This window comes from Bradyrhizobium sp. USDA3010 (assembly GCF_056429065.1).
Window position 1 is genome coordinate 1 of the sequence record NZ_JBWJZD010000063.1, and the last position, 24982, is coordinate 24982.

The 24982-nt window shown below is 57.7% G+C and carries 15 protein-coding genes; 8 read left to right on the forward strand and 7 right to left on the reverse strand.

Features of this window, described 5'->3' with window-relative positions; all coding sequences use genetic code 11:
• Positions 1–73: 73 nt before the first annotated feature.
• From AC066Y_RS40555 to AC066Y_RS40565, 3 genes are all read right to left on the reverse strand, one after another.
• Positions 74–1171 carry a hypothetical protein gene (locus AC066Y_RS40555; RefSeq protein ID WP_478278732.1) on the reverse strand — a complete coding sequence of 366 codons (1098 nt, stop codon included), beginning with the start codon at positions 1169–1171 and terminating at the stop codon, positions 74–76.
• Positions 1172–1592: 421 nt separating this feature from the next.
• On the reverse strand, positions 1593–3140 hold the full coding sequence (locus tag AC066Y_RS40560; RefSeq protein WP_478278733.1) for a hypothetical protein: 1548 nt from the start codon (positions 3138–3140) through the stop codon (positions 1593–1595).
• A gap of 195 nt (positions 3141–3335) precedes the next feature.
• Positions 3336–4613 carry a glycosyltransferase family 87 protein gene (locus tag AC066Y_RS40565; RefSeq protein ID WP_478278734.1) on the reverse strand — a complete coding sequence of 426 codons (1278 nt, stop codon included), beginning with the start codon at positions 4611–4613 and terminating at the stop codon, positions 3336–3338.
• A gap of 496 nt (positions 4614–5109) precedes the next feature.
• Between AC066Y_RS40565 and AC066Y_RS40570 the strand changes: the two genes are divergently transcribed.
• Together AC066Y_RS40570 and AC066Y_RS40575 are read left to right on the forward strand one after the other, a co-directional pair.
• On the forward strand, positions 5110–6582 hold the full coding sequence (locus AC066Y_RS40570; RefSeq protein ID WP_478278735.1) for a hypothetical protein: 1473 nt from the start codon (positions 5110–5112) through the stop codon (positions 6580–6582).
• Positions 6579–8147, forward strand: a complete 1569-nt coding sequence (locus tag AC066Y_RS40575) for a hypothetical protein (RefSeq protein ID WP_478278736.1) — start codon at positions 6579–6581, stop codon at positions 8145–8147. The genes AC066Y_RS40570 and AC066Y_RS40575 overlap by 4 nt, the downstream gene beginning before the upstream one ends.
• A gap of 116 nt (positions 8148–8263) precedes the next feature.
• Here the strand turns inward: AC066Y_RS40575 and AC066Y_RS40580 are convergent, their stop codons facing one another.
• A complete protein-coding gene (locus AC066Y_RS40580) occupies positions 8264–8503 on the reverse strand; it encodes a hypothetical protein (protein ID WP_478278737.1) in 240 nt (79 codons plus the stop codon).
• Between the two features lie 202 nt (positions 8504–8705).
• Between AC066Y_RS40580 and AC066Y_RS40585 the strand changes: the two genes are divergently transcribed.
• The 6 genes from AC066Y_RS40585 (at position 8706) to AC066Y_RS40610 (ending at position 17531) form a co-directional block, all read left to right on the forward strand.
• A complete protein-coding gene (locus AC066Y_RS40585) occupies positions 8706–10142 on the forward strand; it encodes a hypothetical protein (protein ID WP_478278738.1) in 1437 nt (478 codons plus the stop codon).
• 700 nt (positions 10143–10842) lie between these two features.
• On the forward strand, positions 10843–11538 hold the full coding sequence (locus AC066Y_RS40590; protein ID WP_478278739.1) for a class I SAM-dependent methyltransferase: 696 nt from the start codon (positions 10843–10845) through the stop codon (positions 11536–11538).
• A 208-nt stretch (positions 11539–11746) separates the two neighbouring features.
• Positions 11747–12739, forward strand: coding sequence for a glycosyltransferase family 2 protein (locus AC066Y_RS40595; RefSeq protein WP_478278740.1), 993 nt, complete (start codon positions 11747–11749; stop codon positions 12737–12739).
• Between the two features lie 77 nt (positions 12740–12816).
• On the forward strand, positions 12817–14040 hold the full coding sequence (locus AC066Y_RS40600; protein WP_478278741.1) for a glycosyltransferase family 9 protein: 1224 nt from the start codon (positions 12817–12819) through the stop codon (positions 14038–14040).
• The gene (locus tag AC066Y_RS40605) at positions 14037–15365 is read left to right on the forward strand and encodes a hypothetical protein (RefSeq protein WP_478278742.1); all 1329 of its coding nucleotides are present in this window, start codon (positions 14037–14039) and stop codon (positions 15363–15365) included. The genes AC066Y_RS40600 and AC066Y_RS40605 overlap by 4 nt, the downstream gene beginning before the upstream one ends.
• 579 nt (positions 15366–15944) lie before the next feature.
• Positions 15945–17531, forward strand: a complete 1587-nt coding sequence (locus tag AC066Y_RS40610) for a hypothetical protein (RefSeq protein WP_478278743.1) — start codon at positions 15945–15947, stop codon at positions 17529–17531.
• A gap of 827 nt (positions 17532–18358) precedes the next feature.
• Here the strand turns inward: AC066Y_RS40610 and AC066Y_RS40615 are convergent.
• The 3 genes from AC066Y_RS40615 to AC066Y_RS40625 form a co-directional block, all read right to left on the reverse strand.
• The gene (locus AC066Y_RS40615) at positions 18359–19726 is read right to left on the reverse strand and encodes an HlyD family type I secretion periplasmic adaptor subunit (RefSeq protein WP_478278744.1); all 1368 of its coding nucleotides are present in this window, start codon (positions 19724–19726) and stop codon (positions 18359–18361) included.
• 8 nt (positions 19727–19734) lie between these two features.
• Complete coding sequence (locus AC066Y_RS40620; RefSeq protein WP_478278745.1) at positions 19735–21468, reverse strand: type I secretion system permease/ATPase; 1734 nt, start codon at positions 21466–21468, stop codon at positions 19735–19737.
• Positions 21469–21659: 191 nt separating this feature from the next.
• The coding region (locus AC066Y_RS40625) for a beta strand repeat-containing protein (protein ID WP_478278746.1) at positions 21660–24982 on the reverse strand (3323 nt) is incomplete at its 5' end.

A 24982-nucleotide genomic window follows, 5' to 3' on the forward strand; every position in this document is an offset into this window, starting at 1 on the left:
TCATGGCGAGTGTGGCGGCCCGGATGCGCGGAGGGTGGGTGTCAGCAACCGAATCCTACGCCACCTCAGCGGCTTACGCCACGCTCGCCAGCCTCTCAACAAGCCGCTGATGAATAAGACGGGTTAGTGGGGCGGCAAGTAGAAGGGGCGCAACTATATTGAACAAGAAGATGAATCTTACTGCCGTGAGCATATATGCTGCGATCGACAACAATATTGTCAGTCTACAAAATCGAACCTTAACCCCGTTCAGAAGAGCTAAAAATAGGAGCGCGAGAACAGCGAAGAGTGTAGTCGGCGCTGTGTCGAAGCTTACGGCTCGCCACTCATTGATATAAGGTTTGACTTCATGTGCCCCGATGAGTTGAAAGTCCATCAGGAACGGGCGCGCGCCGTATGGCGTCACGCACGCAGCGCCGACCGCGGCGACAAAAAAGACAGCCCATCGTCGGGCTACTAGGAGACGCTCGCTTCCTGGGGATTCGAATACCGTTTCTGCAGCCAGCGCGATCGTCAGGGCAAGCCCCGCCAAAAAGCTGGCATGGAAGTTCGCCCACACGGTAATGACCGGAAGCAGCATCAAGCTCGGCGAAATCTTGGCGTCGACAGCTCTCACCAGCGCCGCGACCCAGACCACCATCAGCCCATCGCAAAATATCTGGGGGCGAGCGTGCAAGTGGCTGACCGACAGCGCAAGCGCCACTGTAGCCACGCCGATTGCAACCGTGAAGCGCATGGTGCGGGCGAGCATTAGGAAAAGCAGCCCGTAGCCGAGCGCTACCGAGCCGCCGGTAATCATGGCAACTCCACGGAAACCTGAAAGACTGTATGCGCCGAAAAAGATCAGATCGGCCAACCAGTCTCTCGCTATCCAGGGATGCCCACGAAACGTATGCGAGAATTCGTCGACTTGAGGAAACGACCCGCCTTCCCAAATCCTGCGCCCAGTTGCTATGTGCCAATACAGATCCGGATCCAATAGAAGCCTGTCAGCAGGCAGGAACACAATATACAAGAGCAAGAGAACCGCGACCAGAAGCACAAATATGAACCATCTGGATCGCTCAACGTCTTGGTCGCTGGGGCGCAGTCTTTCAGGCTTCTCGCTCACCGTGCCGGGGGTGACGGCATACCCGCTGTCGGACCTAGCCGAATCTTCGAGATGCCTCATTGCCCCTCCTCGCTCCTCCGCATTTGCGCGGACCTGCGACCATATTGTAGCAATGCGTCATATAATTGAAGTGGTTCGCGCGTGAACCGGCCAAGTCCCGACGATGTTGCAGGTGCGGCGCGCAACCGACCGGGAAGTCCTCGGCCCCCCGAGGCGTGAGGTGCGGGCCGTCAAGGTCAAATGAGCGTTGCACTATCACCTCCCTGGAATCTGCGCATTCGATCATCGGGTCTGGAGCGTTGTTTCGGCGGTGCTCCGTGCCGGCTTTTTTTACATAGACACGAGCGGAATCTCTCAGGTTTCCTGATGACGACACGGCAAGAGGCGTCGACACGACCATGATTTCCAGGCTTACCGCAGGGCATCGGTAAGATCAGTTCGAATTTCAAGCCGCAGTCAAATGCGCAACGTTCGGCTATCGCTATCTTCCTATCGCATAAAGAGTAAACCGACGGCCGTGCATCATACTGGTTAAGCGGTCCGGGATGCTGGCGGGCAAATCTCCGACAATGTAGAGGTAATCGTAATTGGTGCGCCAGGCGCGAACATGCGACGGGACCGTTCCGCCCGCCGAGTCGCTGTTCAACTGCGAAATCGTTGTTGGCAGGTAATCAAGCGCGTCTTCGATCTCGAATGCCGATTTCGAAGCCGATTTCCTGACGGGTTGCTGACCAGACAGCGTGTATAGCGATGGCACGAACGCAGTTGCATAGTGTACAGCCAAGGTTGGGGCGTAGAACATCGGCGCATTCATACGGCCGACTTCAACATCGCTGCGCGCGACCAGAATTGTTGAATTGGCACGAAGTAGCCGAAACGACGCGATAATCTCGGCGTAGTCAGAACGGTAAGCGGCCCAAATCGAGGCTACGGTTGCTGCATTGATGAGTATGATGCTTACAGTCACGAGCGCGGCCACTGATCGAACAGCGACTGACGGCCAGTGCACCGTCAAAAACGCCGGCAGGATTAGCATTATTGCTGGAATTAGACGAACGTCAGCGTATGCGCCGCCGAACAGACGGGCCGGCATCAACAGGTACGCAACGAGAAACCCGGATCCGATAAAAACGGCTGGTCGGGTCATGCCCAGTATGCGGTTGTACGCCAGGAATACCAACAGCCCGGCAATCGAAATCCCAAGTGCGATCGAAAGAAATATGTTGTAGCAGTTCATGACCAGCAATGGCCACATCAGCTTCAGTCCGAACCACCACGTAAATACTGGCTGCTCAGGCCTACCGCCCGACCACATCAGAAACAGGTAAGCCGCGATCGCTGGAAACGCCATTGCAACAAAGGTTCGCGCGGCCTGACGATATCCGCGAACTTGGCTCGCTTCGTAGCAGCCGATCGTCAACCCGTAGACGCCGAGCGCGAACATGTGAGCGAAGAACAATATGATGAAAAAGCAGGTATGTAATCCGACCAGAGAAAACCAAGGTCCTCTGCGAAAGCGGATCCAAAATACGATGGCCCATAGCGCTACGCCACAACCGAATTCCCAGTTCAGCAGCCCCCAAAGAAACGGCAAACTGTAAAGCGCGACCAGTGCGGCGAAGCCCGACAGTTGATGTCGCCCACGAACCTTCAATTCCAACGCTATCGCGCCACTAACCACCAACGTTTGGCTTACCAGCAGGAAAAGGCGAGCGGCCGTCTCGACGCTTACGAACCGCGCCGCCATTGGGACAATGAGGTCGACGGCGAGATTCGGATAGAGCCGCCAGTCTATTTCGTAAGCCGGGTTCCGATGGCCCGCAGCAGCATCCACAAGAAGATGCATTCGGGCGAGGTGGTTTACATAATCGATCATAGCAGGAGTGTCGACCGACAGCACCGGAACCACCGAGGCTGCAAATAGCAAACCGACGAGGAGCAGACTTCGTTGATCAATCAGTTCCTCTGGCATAAAGGGTCCGCCTCTCACGCCTACGCGGTTTTGACTGTCGCCGTCGCTGGACATCATCAATTTCGCTCGAAGGCCCTATTGGGCTACTTTTCGAAAGCTGGCTTTCAAGCCCGCATGATGTGCGACGGCCACGTGATCCGCATGGATCGGGTCCACTCGACTATTTGATCGACTAAGCGACGACGACCTCGCTTGAGGAAACAACCGGCGAAAGTCGGCCGCCTTTGGCAAATGTGGCATCAGCTGAAAACCTCAATTCCTCGCTTGTGGCGCGGCAGGGCGCAGCAGGACAAACAGCATGCAAACCATTACGACCGGCACACCAAATCCAAAGAAAGACAAGCGAGGCACTTCTACGAGTGGTGCGGACCAGGGGAGCAGCAACAACGACGAACCCGGAATGATCGCCGTTCCATCGAGCATGCCGCGATATAGCAGCAGCACAACAGCGGCGAGCAAAACCAGGTCATAGGGCGAAACGTGTGGAGCCGCGATCAACGTCGCAATTAGCAGCACTGCGATGCGCCGGTCGCGCCCTAACGCGCCACGAAAACCGGCCCATGTGCAAACTAAAGCCAGAAGGATTGCCGCGCTTTGCGCCGCATTGGCGAGCCAGTCCGGCGCACCCAGCGCTGTCGCGCAGGCCCAAACACTCAGGCCCCACACCCTCCCCGCATTCGACCATGCTAGATCGCCTGCTCCACCCATTAGGGCACCGGGCAGAGTATGGCCTAGCCAGTTCCGCCACGGGGCGAAGCCGAATGTGGCGGCACTGAGCACGATCGCGAACGACGCGGACACTATGGCACCTGCTAGCGCACGCCAGTGACGCGCTGCCAGCAAAGCCACCGCGACCATGATGGCGAATTGCGGCTTGTAGCTTAACAACCCCAGGATGAGCCCCGCCGTAAAATCGCTACGGCCGAGCAAGCCCATACCGCCCACCAGCAGCGCGAGCGTCAGAAACGCGTTTTGACCGGCGATCACGTTCATCGACGCGGCTGGCGACAGAGCGAGACCAAGCGCCCACAGCGCCCAACGCCTGGAGGAGCCCGCCCAGCAACAACCGGCGGCGACAGCCAAGGCAAAGCTCCCCAGCTGAAACGCTGCGTATGAGACGGCGAACGGCAGGACTGCGAATGGTATCAGAATGAGCAGAAAATGCGGTGGATACATCCACGGAAACAGTGGGAGGGGACGGCTCAGCCAGGCGTGGAATTGCTCGCTAATCTGAGCCGTGAACGCGACCGGATCGGCCAGTAGCGCGAAGTCCCCCGCCATCGCCGCCCGAGCGGCGCGCCAATATACCATGTAGTCAATACCGGGGCTGATGTAGCGCTGCCCAAACGGCCCGTTATGATCAAACGCCATCACGAACCTTAGCCAGCCGTATAAGCCGATTATGCAACCTATAATCGCAATTAGCTTAAGAAGGCCGCGGCGCTCGTCGTAGCGGCCGCGACCTAAATAAGGAGCGGCGACGCGCGGCTTGCTGGCTTGATCAACATCTGCTTCGCGATCAGCTTTCATTATCAGTCGTCCTGGCTGGTACTGCTCCGAGCAACGCAGTGCTCACGCGTCCCACCAGGCAAAATTGTCGGGCAGCCCATTGCTCCAAAGAGACGGCGTCGTCCAAAATTACCTGATCGTAGTCTGGCAGCCGATTGATTCTGTGCTCGATCTCTATGCTCATCATTTTCGGCCTCCGTACCTGTGCCTTTCGAAGTATTTTTTGAACGGAGGAATTGCTTGGCGCTACGCTGTGCCTTGCCTGCTAGCGCTTCCGGACGCAATTTTACGTTGTTACAATGAGAACTAGACTAGGACGCGAAACCGGGCAGAATGCCCAAACTTGATTGTATAGCGAGTCGGATACTTGCGGTACTCCGCCTAACCTCAACGATTGTGCGGCGCGAGCGCCGGCGCCGCCATATTGCGAAGCTATTTTAAGAAAACTTCTTTGGCCTCGAGGACCGACGGAATCATCACACGTTTTGTTGGACATAGGTCCGGAGATAGGCGCGCTATGATCGTCCAGAGGCCCATATTCGCATCGGCAAAGGCAGGCTTCATCCTTCCGGCATGGTTTTGGCTGGGGGCCGGTGTGTACGCGCTCCTGTTGGTCAACGGCAATGCTCTTCTGAACGATTCCGATACCCATTGGCAAATCGCGGTGGGGAAATGGATCCTTGACCACACCACCTTTCCGCACGTCGATACTTATTCCTTTACGAAAGCAGGCGAACCGTGGATCTCAACTTCCTGGCTGGCGCAAGTTCTCTATGCCAGCAGTTTTGAGATAGGCGGCTGGTCCGGGCCGATCATTCTCGCTGCGAGCTGTATCGCCGGAACGTTCGCCTTTCTCGCCTTCATTCTCGGCCGGCGCATTCGCTCGATCCATGCAATCATCATTGCGCTGGTGGCTTTGGCAGTTTCCGCGTCTCACTTTCTCGCCCGCCCGCATGTGCTTGCGTTGCCTGTCATGCTTGCCTGGGTAAGTGGGCTCATGGCTGCAAGCGAGAGACGCGAACCACCGTCATTTTGGCTTTTGCCACTATTGGCGCTCTGGGCAAACCTTCATGGAGGATTTGTTTTCGGGCTCGCGCTGATCGTGCCGATCGCATTTGACGCCTTGTGGAATGGGGAGGTTTCGCAGCGACGACCATTGGCGCTGCGTTGGATCGTTTTTGGTGCCTGCGCATTTGCCGCCTGTTGCGCGACCCCTTACGGGTGGGGGTCGATTCTCGCGGCGCGCAAAATTCTAGCACTCGGCGAGCTGCTCAATCTGATTTCCGAATGGAGCTCGGCGGATTTCAGCCGCTTCAGCATATTCGAAGGCTCTATATTGGCCTTGATGGCGGGTTCGCTTTATTTCGGCCTAAAGCTTTCGCCGCCACGAATCCTTTTGGTGCTGGGGTTGTTTCACATGGCCCTCTCCCACGCTCGAAACGTCGATATCTTCGCCTGTCTGCTGCCGCTTGTGTTGCTGACGCCTGTGTCATCGCAATTCGGCATGCAATCGGATCGAACCGGCAAGATGATCTTCTCAACTGTGCCAGCCGCGATACTAATCGCCGCTCTCGGTGTGTCGACATGGGTGTTTGCAGCCAATCACAGGTTTTCGCCGCCGCTCATTCATTCGCCTGCGGCTGCCGTCGACGTGCTCAAACTCAGAGGTGCCAAGCGCGTTCTCAACGACTATCCGTTCGGTGGGTACCTGATCTCACAACGGATGCCGGTCTTCATCGACAGCCGGGCCGAGTTATACGGCGAACAATTCGTTATGGCCTATTTCCGAGCGCTGCAGCTTAAAGACGTGAGCCAGTTCCTAGGCATGCTCAAAGAGTACGAGATTGATGCAGTGCTTTTGATGCCGGCAACACCAGCAGCAGGTCTGCTTGATCGTCTCGACGGCTGGCAGCGCGTCTACTCAGATGAGACCGCTGTGGTGCATGTCCGCAACGCAGGAAATGGCAGGCACGATGGGGCTTTTAGATGATTATTTCAATCCGGGATTGTCAGCGCGTTCAATCTTCCGCTTTTAAATCGAGTCCCAAGCCAACTGTTGGTGCGCCTCTCCCGATTAGCTTCTGCGTCGCCGCAATTGTTGTCGTCGCGATCTGTCCAGTGCTGTTAGTCGCTCTTCCGGCGATGGTGGATTATCCGAACCACGTTGCGCGCATGTATGTGCTCGCTGCAGCGGGCACGCCAGATGCCAACCCTTTCTATGAGGTTAGTATAACATCCTACTCCAACCTCGCCATGGACCTTCTTGTTCCGCCGCTTGCGCGAATTATCGGCGTCGAAGCGGCCAGCAAAGTCTTCCTGATTGCGTGCCAACTTCTGATCGTGAGCGGCGCGATCGCGCTCGAACTGGCAGTGAAGCGGCGGCATGAAATCTCGGGGCTCGCTGCAGTGATGTTGCTGTATTCCTTTCCCTTCGCCTGGGGATTCCTCAATTTCCAGTTTGGCCTTGGCGTCGCACTATGGGGACTGGCTGTTTGGGAATTCATGCGTGGTCGCACGGTCGCTGTGCAACTGATCGCGCATACACTTTTCGTCACGGTGCTCTATGTTGCGCATCTATTCGCACTGGGACTCTACGCGGCAACGCTCGGTTTTCTTGAACTCTCGCGGTTCAACTGGCGGCGCTTTGGCATCGTACAGCTCGCCATCTTGGGCGCGCCAATGCTTGGGGTTTTTGCGATCTTACTCGCGTCACCCACTCATGTAGGAAACGGCCCAACCGAGTGGATCATTGGCTCGAAGTTCATGTCGATCTTCGGAACCCTCAACGGCTACAGCACGAAACTACCGGTTGTTGAAGCCACCGCGTTGATCGTGCTCTGCTACATTCTGTTCCGTACCCGGAGACTGTCGTTGGGCCGCTCGGGTTTCTGGCTCGCGGGCGGCTTCGCGCTGTTATTTCTTGTGACCCCCTACCGGCTGTTCGGCGTCGCCGGTGTCGATTTCCGCGTGCCGATTGCCGCCCTGCTGATCCTTCCGGCTTACACGATGATCTCGATGACGGGGCGTGCTGCGACCCTAGCGGTCATTGCTCCGATTAGCATCGCGCTGATCAACGTAGCGGTCACTACCGCCGTCTGGCTCAGCTATCAAGATGATTACGCAAAAATCAAAGATTCGTTCACACTGCTCGATCGTCCGTCTCGCATTCTGGTCGGTCACAGCACCGATGGACCGGTAGAATTGCTTCAATGGCCGATGGATCACGCCCCAACTCTCGCCGTGTCGGCCAAGGCGATGGTGACGACGGTCGCGCTGCCAGGGATAACTTCGATCAATGTTGTCAAAGAATACCAAAACCAGGCGATCGCCGAGGTTTTCGACCTCAACCCCGTCCCGCTCTCAAGACTTGTGGCCCTTGCAACCGGCACGGACGACCCACGCGTGCCACGCTTCTTGCGCCATTGGACGAGCGAGTTTGACTATCTCTATCTGGTGGGACCGCGCATCGAGAACCCGCTGCCCGGTCGGATTGAGGAACTTACTGGCGGAAAGCTATTCACGATGTACCGGATCAGTCCGACTCAAAAGCCCTGATGACGCTCAACGATTCTGTGATCGCGGCGTCGCGCCTATTCATGCAATGCGTCGTAGTTTTTTGTGAGCCATTTGGGCCCGACAAACCTGGCCTGATAGCAGCTTCGCCAAGGTTGTCATCGCTCCTGTGAAAGACGCAAGGCGTCGATCCGGGCCAGCGACAGGGACGAAACCACAAGATCGACGTGCGCGATCCGAAGGTGATCGGGCCGCCTCAGCCGCGGCTGGAAGCAATGCATCGCCTCGATTGCATCGGCGGCAGTTGGATCGCAGATCTTGTGGTTAACCTCCAGCATTTCCGATGTGAAGCGAGAACGCATCTCCGGCGATCCAATCACACGGCCGAACGTCGGCACAGCTACCGCACAGGAAAATTGATGCTGCGGAAATGGTAGACAGGACAGGGCTTTTAGATGATTAATTCAATCTGGATCGTCAGCGGGTTGATTCTTGCGCATTTAGAGCGAGTCCGGACTAGCTGTGGTTGCGCCTCACCAACGAAGCTCTCTCCCGATTAGCTTCTGCGTCGCCGCAATTGTTGTCGTCGCGATCTGTCCAGTGCTGTTAGTCGCTCTTCCGGCGATGGTGGATTATCCGAACCACGTTGCGCGCATGTATGTGCTCGCTGCAGCGGGCACGCCAGATGCCAACCCTTTCTATGAGGTTAGTATAACATCCTACTCCAACCTCGCCATGGACCTTCTTGTTCCGCCGCTTGCGCGAATTATCGGCGTCGAAGCGGCCAGCAAAGTCTTCCTGATTGCGTGCCAACTTCTGATCGTGAGCGGCGCGATCGCGCTCGAACTGGCAGTGAAGCGGCGGCATGAAATCTCGGGGCTCGCTGCAGTGATGTTGCTGTATTCCTTTCCCTTCGCCTGGGGATTCCTCAATTTCCAGTTTGGCCTTGGCGTCGCACTATGGGGGCTGGCTGTTTGGGAATTCATGCGTGGTCGCACGGTCGCTGTGCAACTGATCGCGCATACACTTTTCGTCACGGTGCTCTATGTTGCGCATCTATTCGCACTGGGACTCTACGCGGCAACGCTCGGTTTTCTTGAACTCTCGCGGTTCAACTGGCGGCGCTTTGGCATCGTACAGCTCGCCATCTTGGGCGCGCCAATGCTTGGGGTTTTTGCGATCTTACTCGCGTCACCCACTCATGTAGGAAACGGTCCAACCGACTGGAAGATTGCCTCGAAGTTCATGTCGATCTTCGGAACCCTCAACGGCTACAGCGCGGAGCTAGCCGCTACTGAGACCGCTGCGTTGATCGTGCTCTGCTACATTCTGTTCCGTACCCGGAGACTGTCGTTGGGCCGCTCGGGTTTCTGGCTCGCGGGCGGCTTCGCGCTGTTATTTCTTGCGACGCCCTTCCGCCTGTTCGGGATCGCCTATATCGATTTCCGCGTGCCGATTGCCGCCCTGCTGATCCTTCCGGCTTACACAACGACCTCAATGACGCGGCGTGCTGCTGCTTTGGCGATGGTCGTTCCAGTCGGCATCGCGCTCATTACCGTCGCCGTCACTTCGGCCGTGTGGCTGAACTATCAAGATGATTACGCAAAAACGAAAGCATCGTTCACATTGATCGACCGACCATCTCGCGTGCTGGTCGGGCGCAGCACCGATGGACCGGTAGGATTGTTTCAATGGCCGATGGATCACGCCCCAACTCTCGCCGTGTCGGCCAAGGCAATGGTGACGACGGTCGCGCTGCCAGGGATAACTTCGATCAATGTTATCAAAAAATACCGAAACCAGGCGATCACCGAGGTTTTCGACCTCAACCCCGTCCCGCTCTCAACACTTGTGGCCCTTGCAACTGGCACGGACGACCCACGCGTGCCACGCTTCCTGCGCCATTGGACGAGCGAGTTTGACTATCTCTATCTGGTGGGACCGCGCATCGAGAACCCGCTGCCCGGTCGGATTGAGGAACTTACTGGCGGAAAGCTATTCACGATGTACCGAATCAGTCCGACTCAAAAGCCCTGATGACGCTCAACGATTCTGTGATCGCGGCGTCGCGCTGGTACCCGGAATCAGAGCGGACAGCCCTTGAATCGGCGTTGACGACCCTGCTCTTCGTTCAGACGAAGGGGAAGCCATGCGACAGCGACTCAAAGAGGGGATAGCTCATAGAGCGACGCCACATTAGAGCTCAAAGTTCATCAGCCCCAAAGAAACGGCTGTAGAGCGCGATCAGGCGACGAGACCCTAAGAGCTGAGGTTGTCCACCAGCCTCAGCTCCAATGCTATCGCGCCGCCCACCACTAGCTTAAAACTCTGGCTGCAAACAGGAAGAGACGAGCAGCAGTTTCGCCGTCGACGAACCGCGCCAACATTGGAACGATGATATCCATCGCACGGTTTGGCTTGAGGTGCCAATCGACTTCCTAGGCCGGGCTCGGGCGGGCCGTATCAGCATCAACAAGCAGGTGTATATCAGCGAGATGATTGACGTAGTCGATCATCTCAGAGATCTGAACTGAAAGTACGGCTGCGACCGAAATAACAAACAGCGAACCTACTGAGATCCGGTGTCTCGAAATGACTGTGGCAGCCCCAACTATTGCTTGTAAACTATGTTGCTTGCTAATAACGATTGACGTCGCCGAACGACCACTGATTATTTGCCAAGTCGTTCCCACCCCATCCGATTGTCGAACCATGCAAACCATGCAATATTAACCAAATGAACGATGCTGAGTTCGATCGATTCGCCGACGAATATGAGAGCCAGCACCGACGAAATGTTGCCGTTACAGGCGAGACTCCTGAGTTTTTCGCTGAATATAAGATCAGGCAATTGGCTAACTTCGTAGCCGACCTGCCGGCCGCACCCGCAAGCATTTTGGACTTTGGGTCAGGCATCGGGAACTCGATCCCTTTTTTCAGGAAGCATTTTCCCAACGCCTTGCTAACCTGCGCCGATGCCTCGTCACGAAGTATAGAGTTGAGCCAAAAACGTTTCCCCGGCGAGGAACGCTTTGCCCTCGTGACGGGCAATGACATTCCGCTCGATACCAATTCGTTCGACGTTGCGTTCTCGGCCTGTGTCTTCCATCATATTGCGCAAGAAGATCACCGCCACTGGCTAGCTGAGATGCTTCGGGTCACCCGGCCTGGAGGAATGTTGGTAGTCTTTGAGCACAATCCATTTAATCCGTTGACCGTGAGGGCAGTAAACTCGTGCCCGTTTGATGAGAATGCAAAGCTCATTCCCGCCAGGACTTTAATACGATCGATGGATGACGCTGGTTGGGTTTCGTCCGGGCGCTGCTATCATCTTTTCTTCCCTCGGGCACTTGCCGCCCTGCGCCCGCTTGAAAAGCATCTCAGCTGGTTTGCCCTTGGCGCGCAGTATTCGGCGAGGGCACGTAAACCTTAACGCGTTTTGCGCCAGGCGTAGATGTCGTCGAGCCGCGCCCTTAGACGGCCGGAGCTCGTTAGCCATCTTCGGGTGTCGCCCGATGTCCACTCTTCCAACCACAGCCGTTTTCACGCACTATTATTAGAGGCAATTATTTTTTTCACTATGTGGACACTAGGACCGTGGTCCTACCTATGCTCAACCCTACCAGGGAGCATCCTTTCAAATGGGCAATTTCCTCCCTCCAACATTGAGCGTTGTCATCCCCTGCTACAATGAGCAGGAAGTCCTTCCCGAAACCGCTAAGCGGATAGCAGCACAACTTCAACGCATGATCAGTGCGCGCATGGTTGGAGAGGATAGCCACTTGCTGTTCGTTGACGACGGATCGAGCGATCGGACTTGGCCAACGATCGAGGAATTGCATCGAAAAGCTCGCTGCTTTCTCGGCCTCAAGCTTTCGCACAATCGAGGACACCAAAACGCCCTGCTCGCCGGCCTGCTCTCAGCAACTGGCGACATTGTCATTTCGATTGATGCAGACTTGCAAGACGATCCGGAACTGATCACTGAAATGGTTCAAGCGAACGCGGCAGGAGCGGACGTCGTGCTCGCGGTTCGAAGAACCCGAACAACTGACAATGCATTCAAACGCATCACCGCCCAAATATACTATCGCTGCCTTCACTGGATGAAGATCGAGATAACCTACAATCACGGCGACTATCGCCTACTTAGCCGGCGCGCTATCGAAGCGCTCCGGCAATACGGCGAGTCAAATCTATTTCTTCGTGCGCTCATTATGGAGATAGGCTTCAAAGCTGTGGTCGTAAGTTATGACCGAGCGCCCCGATTTGCCGGCAGCTCTAAATATTCCTTGCGAAAGATGATCGCTCTAGCGCTAAACGGCGTGACTTCGTTTTCCACAATGCCGCTCCGCCTCATCACGGGGGTCGGCTTTGTCGTCTCCTTCTTCTCCTTCCTGATGGGAGCCTGGGCGCTTTTGGCAGCCTTCTTCTCGGTCGTTGTTCCTGGCTGGGCTTCTACCGTTATCCCAATCTATTTGATCTGCGGCGTTCAAATGATTTGTCTCGGTATCTTGGGCGAATACATAGGAAAGATCTATCACGAAACCAAGCGTCGACCTCGTTATACAATCGAAACGACTCTGCTGGAGAACGAGCGAAAAAACCGAGATCACCCCGCGCAAGATTCTTAATTTGCGCGGTCTTATTGCCCGGAGGCTGAGCAACGAATCGCGGCGGTTGAAGCACCGAGAATCGAGGAGCCATCGTCATGACCTTCCAAAACAAGCGTAGGATCGACTATTGGCTCGGCGGGTTTTTGCTAGCTCTGCTATATTTGCCGGTACGTTGTTTGGGACTGCTCTTGCGGCGAGACCATTCAACCAGCCGCCGGCGCGGTTGCGTGGTAATAAAAATGGTCGGGGCAGGTAGCCTGTTTCTGGCCATGCCGTCGATGAACGAGATCCGCCAGCGCTTTCCATCTGACAGCTTTTATTTGGTCGGAACGCCCGCCGTGATCAACGTGGCTCGGGGGCTGGACTGGTTCGATGAGTATTGGACGATCGATGACTCATCTTTAGTCAAGCTGGTCAAGACCTCTCTCATCGTGCTCTGGCGAATGGGGCGGAGAACCGATCATCTCATAGACCTCGAAGTTCACTCCCGCCTCACCACGGTTTTCAGCGTATTGTCGATGGTCCGAAACCGCATTGGGTTTGTGGATGAGATCGTGTTTTGGCGGCGCGGATTTTATACGCACATGACGTTTTTCAACGTTCATGGCCCGGTCTATCTGTTTTATGATCTTCTTGCGAGTTGGTTTGGCATCGACACCGTGGGGGTGACCGGGTTTAATTCCAGGTTCAGGGACCAAGTCATGAGGACCGCGCAGCCAGAGGGCACTCCACCGCCCGCACCATATATCGCTGTCGGCCACGGCTGTTCCGATTTCGGCGTTGAACGGAAGCTGCGGCCCGAAGAGTGGGGTCGACTGCTGGGAGATGTCGAACTCGCCACCCACGACATCGTCTTTCTCGGTGCCACTGCTGACGGCGCCGAGGCCGAGGCAATCATTGCGGTCATGGGGCGCGGCCGGAATCTTTGCGGGCGTCTCAGTATTGCGCAGTCAGCCCACGTGATCGCGCACGCCTCTCTCTACTACGGCATCGACTCGATGCTGCTGCATATGGCGCGGTCGCTGGGAGTGCCCACGGTTTCAGCCTTCGGTCCGACCGATCCGGCCACCCGGCTCCGCCGATTGGGCATACTGGAACGTGTTGAGTATGTCCGTCTGCCGTGCTCGCCTTGCATTCACGTGAACGAAACGCCGCCTTGTAATGGTTCCCGGGATTGCATGGCGCTAGCCTTCCAAGGCTTAACTAACAACTCTAGGCCGGTCCCCTCGCTTGAGCCGCACCGCATACGCCCAGCACTCGGCTGGACCTTGGGGCCCTCTGAAAAGAGAGTTCGTGCGGTGCGGGTCAGCGCCGAATGAGCGTGAGTCACAGCCATCGCGTGACATCCGGCCTGTGTTTTCTGACACTTTGCGCAGTGGGACCTATCATTTGCCTATGGCTTGTCGCCGGCTGGGGTGACCGCCTGTCGTATGTCGACCAATATTCCGAGGCCAATGTTCTGCGGGAATTGCGTCACTTCCTAGAGGACGGTTTAGCGAGTCACTCTGGATTGGGCACAGTCTATTATCCTGGCATGTACCCGGAGGACGGCTTTGCGGCTGAAAAGGACGTCAGCGCGTATGGCGTCTCCAGCGAAGGTGTTTACACACATTACCCACCCGGTCCGGAATATCTTGCTTATGCTGCAGCGCGGGTTTTTGGCGCCACGCCGGTTTCCCACCTTAGACTTCTTCCCATCACGATCGGATGGGTGGCAATAACCTGTCTCGGCCTTTCTGTACGTCGACGGTTCGGGACGGCCGTCGGCTGGCTGGTGATGGGGGCCTGCGCTATCACGCCGACGGTCTGGGACGGGTTCGTTGGACTGCATGCCCAGGGTTACGCAGGCGCATTACTAATGATCGAACTGGCACTCGCAATTGGTTTGGGAACTGGCGCCTGGTCATTCGCACTGCTCGGATTTCTCCAAGGCTGGCTTACTTTCGATTATTTTTTTTTGGTCGGGTTGACTCCGTTGGCCGTCGAACTGGCGATGCCGCGGATCGACCCGGATTATCGGCCGCGTTGGAAACTTGCCTTAACACGCACCTTGCTGGCTAGCGGCGGTTTCGCGGCCGCACACGGGCTACATTTTATAGAAGTATGGGCATACTGGGGATCCTTCTCGGCCGCTTTGAATGACTTTCGGAGTTCGGCCGCACATCGAGCCGGCATCGCTCTGTTCGATCAGGCAGGTCTATACTCGATGGTGATGCTACTCAACTTCATGTCCTATTTCGTGGGACTGCATCCGCTTAGTCTGTCACCGATCGTGCCGGACTTTCAGATTCAGGCCGAGTGGGGCACTTTCCGCTTCCTCGGACTTTCGCTCGGTCCTTGGTGGGTCGTAGTGACGCTAGTCCTTTCGATCGGACGCCTGGCGACTCAAAATCCACAGCTGACGAAGATTCGTACAAAGTGGACCATGGTGTGGTGTGTGGGCGCAGCGGTATCATCGGTTTGGTTCGTCGTCATGGTGAACCACGGCTACGTTCACAGACATTTCCTATATCGGCACCAGTTCATTCTATTTTTCCTGATGATACTCTTTTTATCCGTTGGCGCCGAGCGATGGGTGCGGCTTATTCGACCCTTGGCGAGGGCTGAAGCCCGGGACGCTGCGCATCCGGGTCTCATTCAATAGTCGCTCGCGTTGGTCCACGATCTCTTCGAGCGCCCGGCGATCTTTCAGCGAAACGTATCCAACTATGATGTGTTCCATGGCGTTCATAGGAAATACCCAGGAGAACTGCTTTGCTACAATGGCTCCATTAGACCGTAGCCGGTAAACCCTCCGCTCGCCCACCACTACCGGCTTGCGAGAAAATTTCCCTGTGCTTCTAAGGGACAGGGCAAGTTAGAAATCGCGTTAGCAGCATACCCTCTAATCTAGCTGACGCCGAAAGAGCTCTGGCGGGACCGCAGTCACAGGGCGTCCACGCGCACAGACGGTGATCTGCTTTGGCACGGCAGTTAACCTTGACCCGCAAAAATACGGGTTTGACCGGAACCATCCTTCAGCCGCCTGTGAATGACCGCTGTGGCGGACAAGTTCGGCCTACGACCGCGGCGCGCGCGCAGCCTGGTACGTTGCCGCCGCCATGCTCCAGTCGGACCAGCCGAAGACCTAAATGACTATTCTCTTGAGGCCTTTAATAGGGCGGAGTAGAATTTATGCATTCGCAAAGTAATTGGATGGCCGTTTCAAATAGGCGTCTTTTACATGCGCCACCCGATCGACACCGTTCCAAAGGATGGGACATTCGTCATTCTTGAGGATGACGAAAGTGGAAGCTTCGAATCTGCTCAGTGGTCGGCTGAGGGGCACGGGTGGATTAAGAAAAATGGCGAGCCAAGCGAGATCACGGCGACGCATTGGCAAATGATGCACCTTCCCGAGGAAGGTGATGAATTTATTCTGCAAGATGAATTTATTCCGCCAAAGGAAACTGGATCGATCGCCCCCCAGACGTCGCCAACGCCCCGCTCCTTTTGTTTCCCCTCGGGCCTGGCCGAACGCGCGAGGGTGACGGAATTAACTCGTCTGGTTACGAACGCGGACCCGGTCACAGACGTCCTGGTTGAAGCGCGGGCCGCGCAGAGCAAACAGCAGCGCGGACCGACCGCGCGGCGCGCCATCTCCTCGATCGCCGCAGTGATGGTCGGGGCGTCGCTCGTCGGCTGGTATTTCCACCCAGAGCTCGTCACCCATGTGACGCGATACGTTGGTGAGCAGGATAGCGTCAGGCCTGGCACAGGTGGCGTGGAGGCCGTCAAGCAAGAGACCCAGGCCGCAAGAGAGGACCTGCAAATAGCCAATTCATCGGCGCGGGATCCGGCTCTTCCTCAGCAAGCCGACCGGGCGATTTCACAAGCACCGGCGGATACTGCACAGGGCAAACAAGGTGCGGAGGCATTGCAACTTGAAGCGCCACTGTCTTCTGAAGTCGAGCTGCGCCGCGCAGAGGCACTAGCGAATGAACTGGCAAGGGCGCAGCAGATCATTGAGATGCAGATAGCGCAGGCCAACTTGGGACGCGATCAGGCGACGCAGCTTAGTCAGGCCGCGGAAAGCAGGATGGAGGAGCTGCGACAGTCTCTGCAGACGGAGCACGACAGGGCCGAGGCACTGACTGGCGAGCTTGCGAGGGTGCGGCGGGACCTAGAGACGCAGGTGGCGGTATCAAGCAAGGCGGGCGACGAGGCTACGCAGGAGAAGAAGGCCGCCGAGAGCGCGACCGCAGAGTTGCGACAGTCTCTGCAGAAAGAGCACGACAGGACCGAGGCACTGACGAGCGAGCTCGCGAGGGCGCAGCAGGACATCGAGAGGCAGGCCGCGCTGGCGCGCAGGGCGAGTGACGAAGCGGCGCAGCTCAAGCAGCTCAAGGTGGCTGCTGAGAGCGCGACCGCGGAGCTGCGACAGTCTCTGAAGAAGCAGCGCGACAGGGCCCAGGCACCGGTACCGGTCCGCGAACCCACGCTGACTCAAGTCGCGACGGTGGCTCCGACCGGGCAGCCAGCGGTCGCCGAGGCGCAAGGTGGTCCCGAAGCGGCCAGGTTGCTGGCGCGCGCCAGCACCCTGCTCGGCCAGGGGGATATCGGTGCAGCGCGGATCGTGCTCGAACACGCTGTCGAGACGGGTAACGCACAGGCGAGCTTCATGCTCGCGGAGACATATGACCCCCTCGTTCTTTCCAAGTGGAAGACCTACGGAACACGCGGCGATGTGACGAAGGCACGCGAGCTATACGCAAGGGCGCTTGCCGGTGGCATCCAGCAGGCCAGGGATCGATCTGTCGCGTTGCATTAGTCCAGTATGGCAGCGATGATGGCGCTCATCGATTGTCGCTACTGCGTGATCGGCAGCGGCGGCTTGCTCGCGCCCACCGGCGCCGCGGATTGCCTGCTGCGTTCCTCGTCGAGGAGCTGCGAATGAAGCTTCTGGACCTGAATGTTCGCTCGAACAGGCAGAGAGGCTGGAGCTGCTGCGTGTATTGGCGCGCCGGGCGTTTTCAAATGCGAAATGAGTTCCTAATCTGCCTCAGCATGGCCAGCGTCGCGTCGGTGTACCGACCATGCGTGACATACTGATCTACCTGCGATGCTCCCAACACCGCCAATGCGGCTATTGCAAAGCCCTTGATCATAATGGGCCGCCTACGAAAGAGACCGCCAACCGGGCTGTCAGAGTTTCACATTGGATCGAAACTTCGCTGTCGCTGATCGCGACCTACCTACAATAGCGAATGCTGGCCGAAAACGGTAACCAGAGCCTTAAGGCGAGCGTTAGAGCAGAACGTGCTCTTCAACGTAGCTGTCTCACCGAACCCGACTGGCCAGCTTGCGCCAGTGGTAGCCACGCTTTTCGACGTCCTCCCGAATACTTTTGCTCACCGATCACACGGTGCGCTTCTTTTTGCGCCAGCTTCCGCCCAACTTCGAAGGGATGGGAAGCCCACGCCGGATCACCAGCAGATCGTTTTTCCCACCCAAATATACGTCATACATGAGAGCGCCCTGTTGCAGGGAGCAGCATAGACCTGCACAGCAGCGTTATTGGTGGCGAAGGTGCAACAGCGACTTCAAAACAATTGGGCGCCAGCGAACCAGACTGGCCTCAAGGGATCGGTCCAAGACTCACTTCTGCCGGAACGCGTGATTGAACGACATCACCAGCGGCCCCACGATGTAATCAAAAGCGGTTCGCTGGACCGTTGGGATCATCACGGTTGCCGGCATCCCCGGGTAGAGGCGGATGTTGGGCATGGCGGCCAATTCGTTCTGGTCGATCCGAACGAAGGCCGTGTAGTAGGGGTTGTTGGTCTTGGGATCCGTCAAACGGTCCGCCGAGATCTGAATGACGTCGCCGTGAATGATTGGAACGATGCGCTGCTTGTAGGCCGTCAGGTGAACTTCGGCGCGCGTGTCCGGATGGACGTCGCTGATATCTTCGACCGCCACCTGCGCTTCGATCGTCAGCGAATCCTCATCAGGTACGATGTCCAGGATCTTGTCGCCGCGTTGGATCACGCCTCCCATCGAAAACACGCTAAGGCCAACCACGCGTCCGGTATAGGGCGCACGAATTTCCATTCGGCCCAGCACCGCCTTGGCGTTCATCGCCTTCGGGATAACCTCCAGCAGCTTGGCTTGGGTGTCGCGCAAGTCCTTGGTGACATCGGTCATCCGGTCGTTGTCGAACTGCGCGATCTGCTGTTCCTGTTCCGCAATCGCCTGGCGCGCCTTGGCGATGCTGGCGTTTGCATCGGCGATCTGGCCCTCGAGGCCGTACGCGGTCCGCTCCAGCTGCAGGATGCGTGGACGGGCGATTAGCCCTCGCTCGACGAGCGGAGCGACGTCCTTGGCCTCCTTGCGGACTGAGTCGATCTGGTTGGTGTACGACTTCACCTGCGCTTCCGCGCCAACGATCTGGGACCCCAGCTGATTGATCTTCTCGCGGACGACGCTTCGTTGCCCTTCGAGCGACGCCCGGCGGGTCTCAAACTGACTGAGCTGCCCGTTCCAGACGCTCTTGAAATAGGGATCGTCAGAGCGCGCCTTGAGATCCGGCGGCATGACAAGTTGGGAGCCATGATCAAGCTCGGTCAGCAGTCGGACTTCTGTCGCACGAAGCACGGCATATTGCTGAGTTAGCACGTCGTGCTCCGCGCGGGCCTGTGTCTCGTCCAGCACGATCAACAGGTCGCCTGCGAGCACCCTGTCACCTTCCCTCACATGCAATTCCTTGACGATCCCGCCATCGAGGTGCTGGAGGCTCTTGCGGTTGCCATCGACCTTCACGACCGCGTTCGCAACCACCGCGCCGTTGAGCGGCGCGGTCACCGCCCAGGTCCCGATACCGCCGAAAAAGATGGCGATGATCAGCCATCCTGCCAAAGCAACCTCGCGAATGGAGTCGCTTGGCGCGCTGTCCTGGTTCGTGCGCTTTGTCCCGCGTGGGGCGGCGGGGCGCATCGATAAGTCTGGGACATCAAGCAATGCCATGATTTTTCCTAACCAGCCGCTCCTCGAACCGCCGGAACCGGCACGGGCCGCGTGAGACGCGAGAGGATTTCGTGGCGGGGTCCGAACATCTCGGCGACGCCCTCACGCAACACCAAGACTTTATCCACTACGCCGATGGTGGCCGGCCGATGCGAAATGATCACCACGGTGGTTCCGCGCTTTTTTAGCTCCATGATGCACTCTGAAAGCGCGGCATCCCCTTCCGAATCGAGGTTCGAGCTTGGCTCATCGAGTACAACGAGGCTCGGATTGCCGTAAACCGCACGAGCAAGGGCGATGCGCTGGCGAATGCCTCCGGACAGAATTGCGCCGCCCTCCCCGACCTGCGTATCATAACCCTCGGGCAGCCGCAGGATCATCTCGTGCACACCGGCCATTTTCGCCGCCGCAATGATCTCGCTGTCCTTTTTTCGATCGAACCGGCAGATATTGGCGGCGATACTGTCGGCAAACAGCTCGATATCCTGCGGAAGGTAGCCAACATGCTGACCGAGCGACGACCTGATCCAGGTCGAAACATCGGATCCATCAAGACGGACCGCACCCGCGGATGGGACCTGAACGCCAACGATATGGCGCGCCAGCGTCGACTTGCCGGCGCCCGAGGGGCCGATAACCCCCAGCACCTCGCCCGGTTCGATCTGCAAGGTCACGCCGCGCAGAATGGGCTTCGACGTTCCAGGCGCGGCGTAGGACAGCGCTTCGACAGAAAGACGGCCCTCGGGTCGCGGCAGCGTCAGCCCTGATTGATGCGGTGGATTAGCAGCCAATAGCTCGCGCACCCGCAGGAATGCACCGCGGGCGGAGATGAGGCTGCGCCAGGATCCGACGATCTGTTCAATCGGCTGCAACGCGCGGCCAAGCAGGATGCTGGCGGCGAACATGGCACCGGCGGTGGTCATGCGCTCGATCACGAGATAGGCACCGAGACCGAGGATCAACGATTGCATCGACAGTCGCAGGAAACGGATCATGCTCTGCATCGTCGCCGCGCGATCGCTCGCGGCGACCTGGCGCTCCAGCATTCGGTCGCGGTCCTTACTCCAGCGATTCAGAAGGCCCGCGGTCATCCCCATGGCACGCACCACTTCGGTGTTGCGCAGGCTCATCTCCGTAAAACTGTAATTTCGATTTGCCGCCTCGCTGGATTCGGAGAGCGGAGGTTTGACGATCAATTCGTTGAGAAAGGCCATCAGAACTAGGGTAATCGAGCACCCCAGCGCAAAAGCGCCCAGGAACGGGTGCAGGCAAAAGATCACCGCGATGTAGATCGGCGACCACGGTAGATCGAAGACAGCGTGAATTCCAGACCCGGTGATGAACTGGCGAAATGTATCAAAATCGCGCAGCAGCTGGCTTCGCGCGCCGCCGATTTTTGCCGAATGCTCGATGATAGCGGTCATCACCCGCGGCGCGATCATCCGATCTAAGCGAATGCTGGTGCGTGTCAGCACGCGTGCGCGGACCGCGTCGAGACCCGCAAGCGCCATGAACGCCAGCAACAGCGCGAGGGTCAGCATCAGCAGCGTGATCTCGCTGGCGCTCGAGATCACGCGGTCATAGACCTGCAGCATGTACAGCGGGCCCGCCAGGTAGAGAAGGTTAATGGCCAGGCTGAATATCGCTGCAGTCACAAAATAGCCCCGGCAGGGTTGCAGCGCCTGCCAGAATTCGTCCGCTCTCTTACGAAGGGTCCTCACGCAGAACCTGGCCGGAGCCATCCCCTAAAAATGATGAGTGGCAGCCAATAGGCGGCAGCCAAAAGGTCCAAGTTATTCAATCATCCAATCCATCCTGCTTAGCATAGCCGGCGGCCGCGCCAAAGCTGCTGTCGACGCAAAAAGGCAGGAGGGTAAACTTACGGGTTCGGCTTCTCTCCCGATCATTTCCCTTGCCCGTAAATTCACGCCTCTCAGGCGATGTGGTGCGGATCATAGGTGATCACCGTGCCGTTCGTGGTGTCGGCCTTCTCGGCAAAGCCATTCGGATCGTATTGACCGAGCAGGACGATGTTGGCCGTATGGACGCCATCCGACACCGACAGGGTGCCGCCGGTTCCCGCCTGGTTCTCGGTAAATGTCAAGGTCGTACCAGCGCCGAAGCCGATGCCCTTGATGGCGATGTCGTCATTGCCATCGAGGCCGCTCACCATGCCGGAGAAGTGGAAGGCATCGTCCAGGATCAGGTGGCCAGCGGCTGTCGTGTCGAAGGTGACGCCTGCCACCGAGGCTGCCCCAAACTCGATGGTGCCTGCCCCGCTGATCAGGGCGTTGCCACTGCCGGTAACCTCGCCAACGGCGGTGACGGACCCGCCATTGGCCCAGATCAGTCCGCTGTTGGCGAGAGCGCTGTCGATGACCAGCCCGCCCGTGCCAGTCGCCTCCAGCGTGCCAGCATTTGCGATCACGTTGGCGCCGGTATCGATCACCAGGGCATGGGTGCCAGTGGCATCGATGATGCCCTCGTTGCTCAGCATGAGGCTGCCCTGCCCGATCTGGCCCGCGCCGGAGATCACGTTGTCGACGTTGTCGAGCGTCACGTTCGAGGCCGTGCCGGCGATGACGTTGTGGTCATCGTCGGACAGAACCACGTGGCCGCCGCCGTTGAGCGTAATCCCGCTCTGGATCAGTTGCAGCAGCGTGTCGTCGCCGGACGCCTGCAGCTCGATCGTGCCGGTGTTGTGGATGACGCCCGATAGCGGCAGCATCGCGCCGTCGCCGATCGTCATCGCGCCTGGATTTTCGACCGTTGGCGTCACGTCGAACTCGAAGTTGGCCGCGGTCAAGTCCGCCGCATGCACGCCATCGAGGGTGATTGTCTGGCCGTCGGCCAACGTGATCACGGCATTGCCGCTCGCGTCGTCGGCGGTGTGGGCCTGGACGTCCGCGAAGCTCTGCCAGCCGTAGCTTATTAGGTCGATGACGTCGGAGGACACCTCGAAACTGTGCACCACGTCGTTGCCGATCGGCTGCGAGAACACGAACGTGTCGTGGCCGGTCGAACCTGTCAGAGCGTCATCCCCAGACCAAGCGAAAATCGGCGAGCCCGGCCGGTAGGCTTCGACATTGTCGTAGACAAACTTAGCCCCATTGTTGCCATCCGACCCCGTCCAAGTTTCGGCAACGTTAAGGACAACTGCACCCGCGAAGTCGGTTACCGAGGTAACCAACAGCGACCCCACATCACTCGTTTGCACCGTCCAGGTACCGTCGCCATTGTTCGTCCCCGCGTTCAAGCTCCAACCAGACGGAACGCCACTGATAGTGACGGTGATCAGGTCGCTGGGGTCTGCCGAAGGATTAGCGAGAGCCAGATTGATGGGTTCTCCGGCAACGCCCGCCGGCTTAACATGTGCGTTTGTGATCAGTGTTTGCAGACTGGTGCCGCCGCTGGTCAGGGTTACACCTGAAAGGTCGACCAGGATGTCGTTTGCGGCGTTTTGAGTGTTGCCCACTTGTTCGTAAACATAAGTGTGGGCCACCCCATTGATAGTCGCGGTGAACGCCACCGTCGCGCCAGCATTTCCGATGTCATTGTTCTGCAAATATTGAACCGCGGCCGCGACACGCGAGGTGTCAGTTCCGTCCAAGCTAGTCGCAGAAGTAAACGTCTCCGATGAGGTATCGAACGTAATGATGCCGTTCGTTATGGAGTGCGACTTCACCGTCGCACCAGCGATCGTCAACGTGGAATCGTTACTTCCGGCGCTGGGGAAAGTGACTGCTGAAAGAGAGGGCGAGCCTTGCAAATCAAGGAAGTCCGCGCTCGTAGAGAAGTTGGTGATAACGTCGTAAGTTGTCGAAATGGTGCCGTTGTTTCCCGTTCCCCCAATGGTTACAGCGGAATCCCCTGTATTGATCACGAAAGTATCGGCACCGGTGCCACCAATAAGCAGATCACCATTGCTGCGGCCAGTCAGCGTGTTGCCGCCAGATCCAGCCACGAACACATCATAGCCCCCATGCCCACTTTCCGTTCCGCCAGACATGAATTTGCCGCTGCCGCTGGGGGCCTCGAGATACGAGGCTATGTACGATCCACTAACTGTTGGGAACGATGTGTCAATGTCTGTGCTGTTCGAGGTGTTATCGACCACTAGCTGCCAAACAAGAACCTTTCCATTGCTTAGCGTAATTGACAGAAAATCATTTGCTGATTGGTTAGGCGCTACAAAGGAAAGATTATCGCCTGAAATGCTCGCATTGCTGAGGAATCCACCATTGGCGTCTTGGATACGAGCGCTGACGATTGACGCAGTATCGTTGGTCGAGTCGGAATCGCTCGCCATTAGGTGAGAGATCGACCAGGCAACGTTGGCGTTTTTCGAGACGATCAAAGTGCCCGACGTCGTCGGCGGCGGTGCCGCGTTAATCGTCAGGTTTACAGTTGCAAGGTTCGAGGTTGCCGATCCATCGCTAGTTCGATAGGTGAACGAATCAGAGCCTGTGGCGCCGACATTTGGGGTATAGGTAACGGAACCATCGGCGTTTACTACCACCACGCCCTTCGTCGGGCCGGTGGCGATAACTGGCGACAAATTGCTGCTATCAACGTCGGTGTCGTTGGCCAGCACGAAAATCTGAACTGGCACATTCTGGGTAGTGGTTGCTGAGTCGTTTGCTGCCACGGGCGCGTCGTTGGCGCCGTTGATGGTGATAACGAGCTGTGCCGTGTCGGTGAGGTTGCCCGGATCCTTGACCGTATAGGTAAAGGTGTCGGTCAGCGTGCCGCCGACGTTGAGCGCCTGCACTGCCGTGTCACTATTGTTGACGGCATAGCTGTAGCTGCCGTCGGCATTGAGTGTCAGCGAGCCGTGCGCGCCGGTCAGCGCCGAGCCAACCGTGCCGGAGGTACCCGAGCCGGCTTCCGTGCCGGTGCGGATCGCCGAGACCGCCAGCGATGCCGTGGTGTTGTCGACGTCGGTATCATTGGTCAGCACGTTGCCGGTGGCGTTCGAGCCGGCGGTGCCATTGCCCGTGCCACCCGCCTCGGTGGCCGAGCCGATGTCATCCACACCCACCGGCGCGTCGTTGGCGCCGTTGATGGTGATAACGAGCTGTGCCGTGTCGGTGAGGTTGCCCGGATCCTTGACCGTATAGGTAAAGGTATCGGTCAGCGTGCCGCCGACGTTGAGCGCCTGCACTGCCGTGTCACTATTGTTGACGGCATAGCTGTAGCTGCCGTCGGCATTGAGTGTCAGCGAGCCGTGCGCGCCGGTCAGCGCCGAGCCAACCG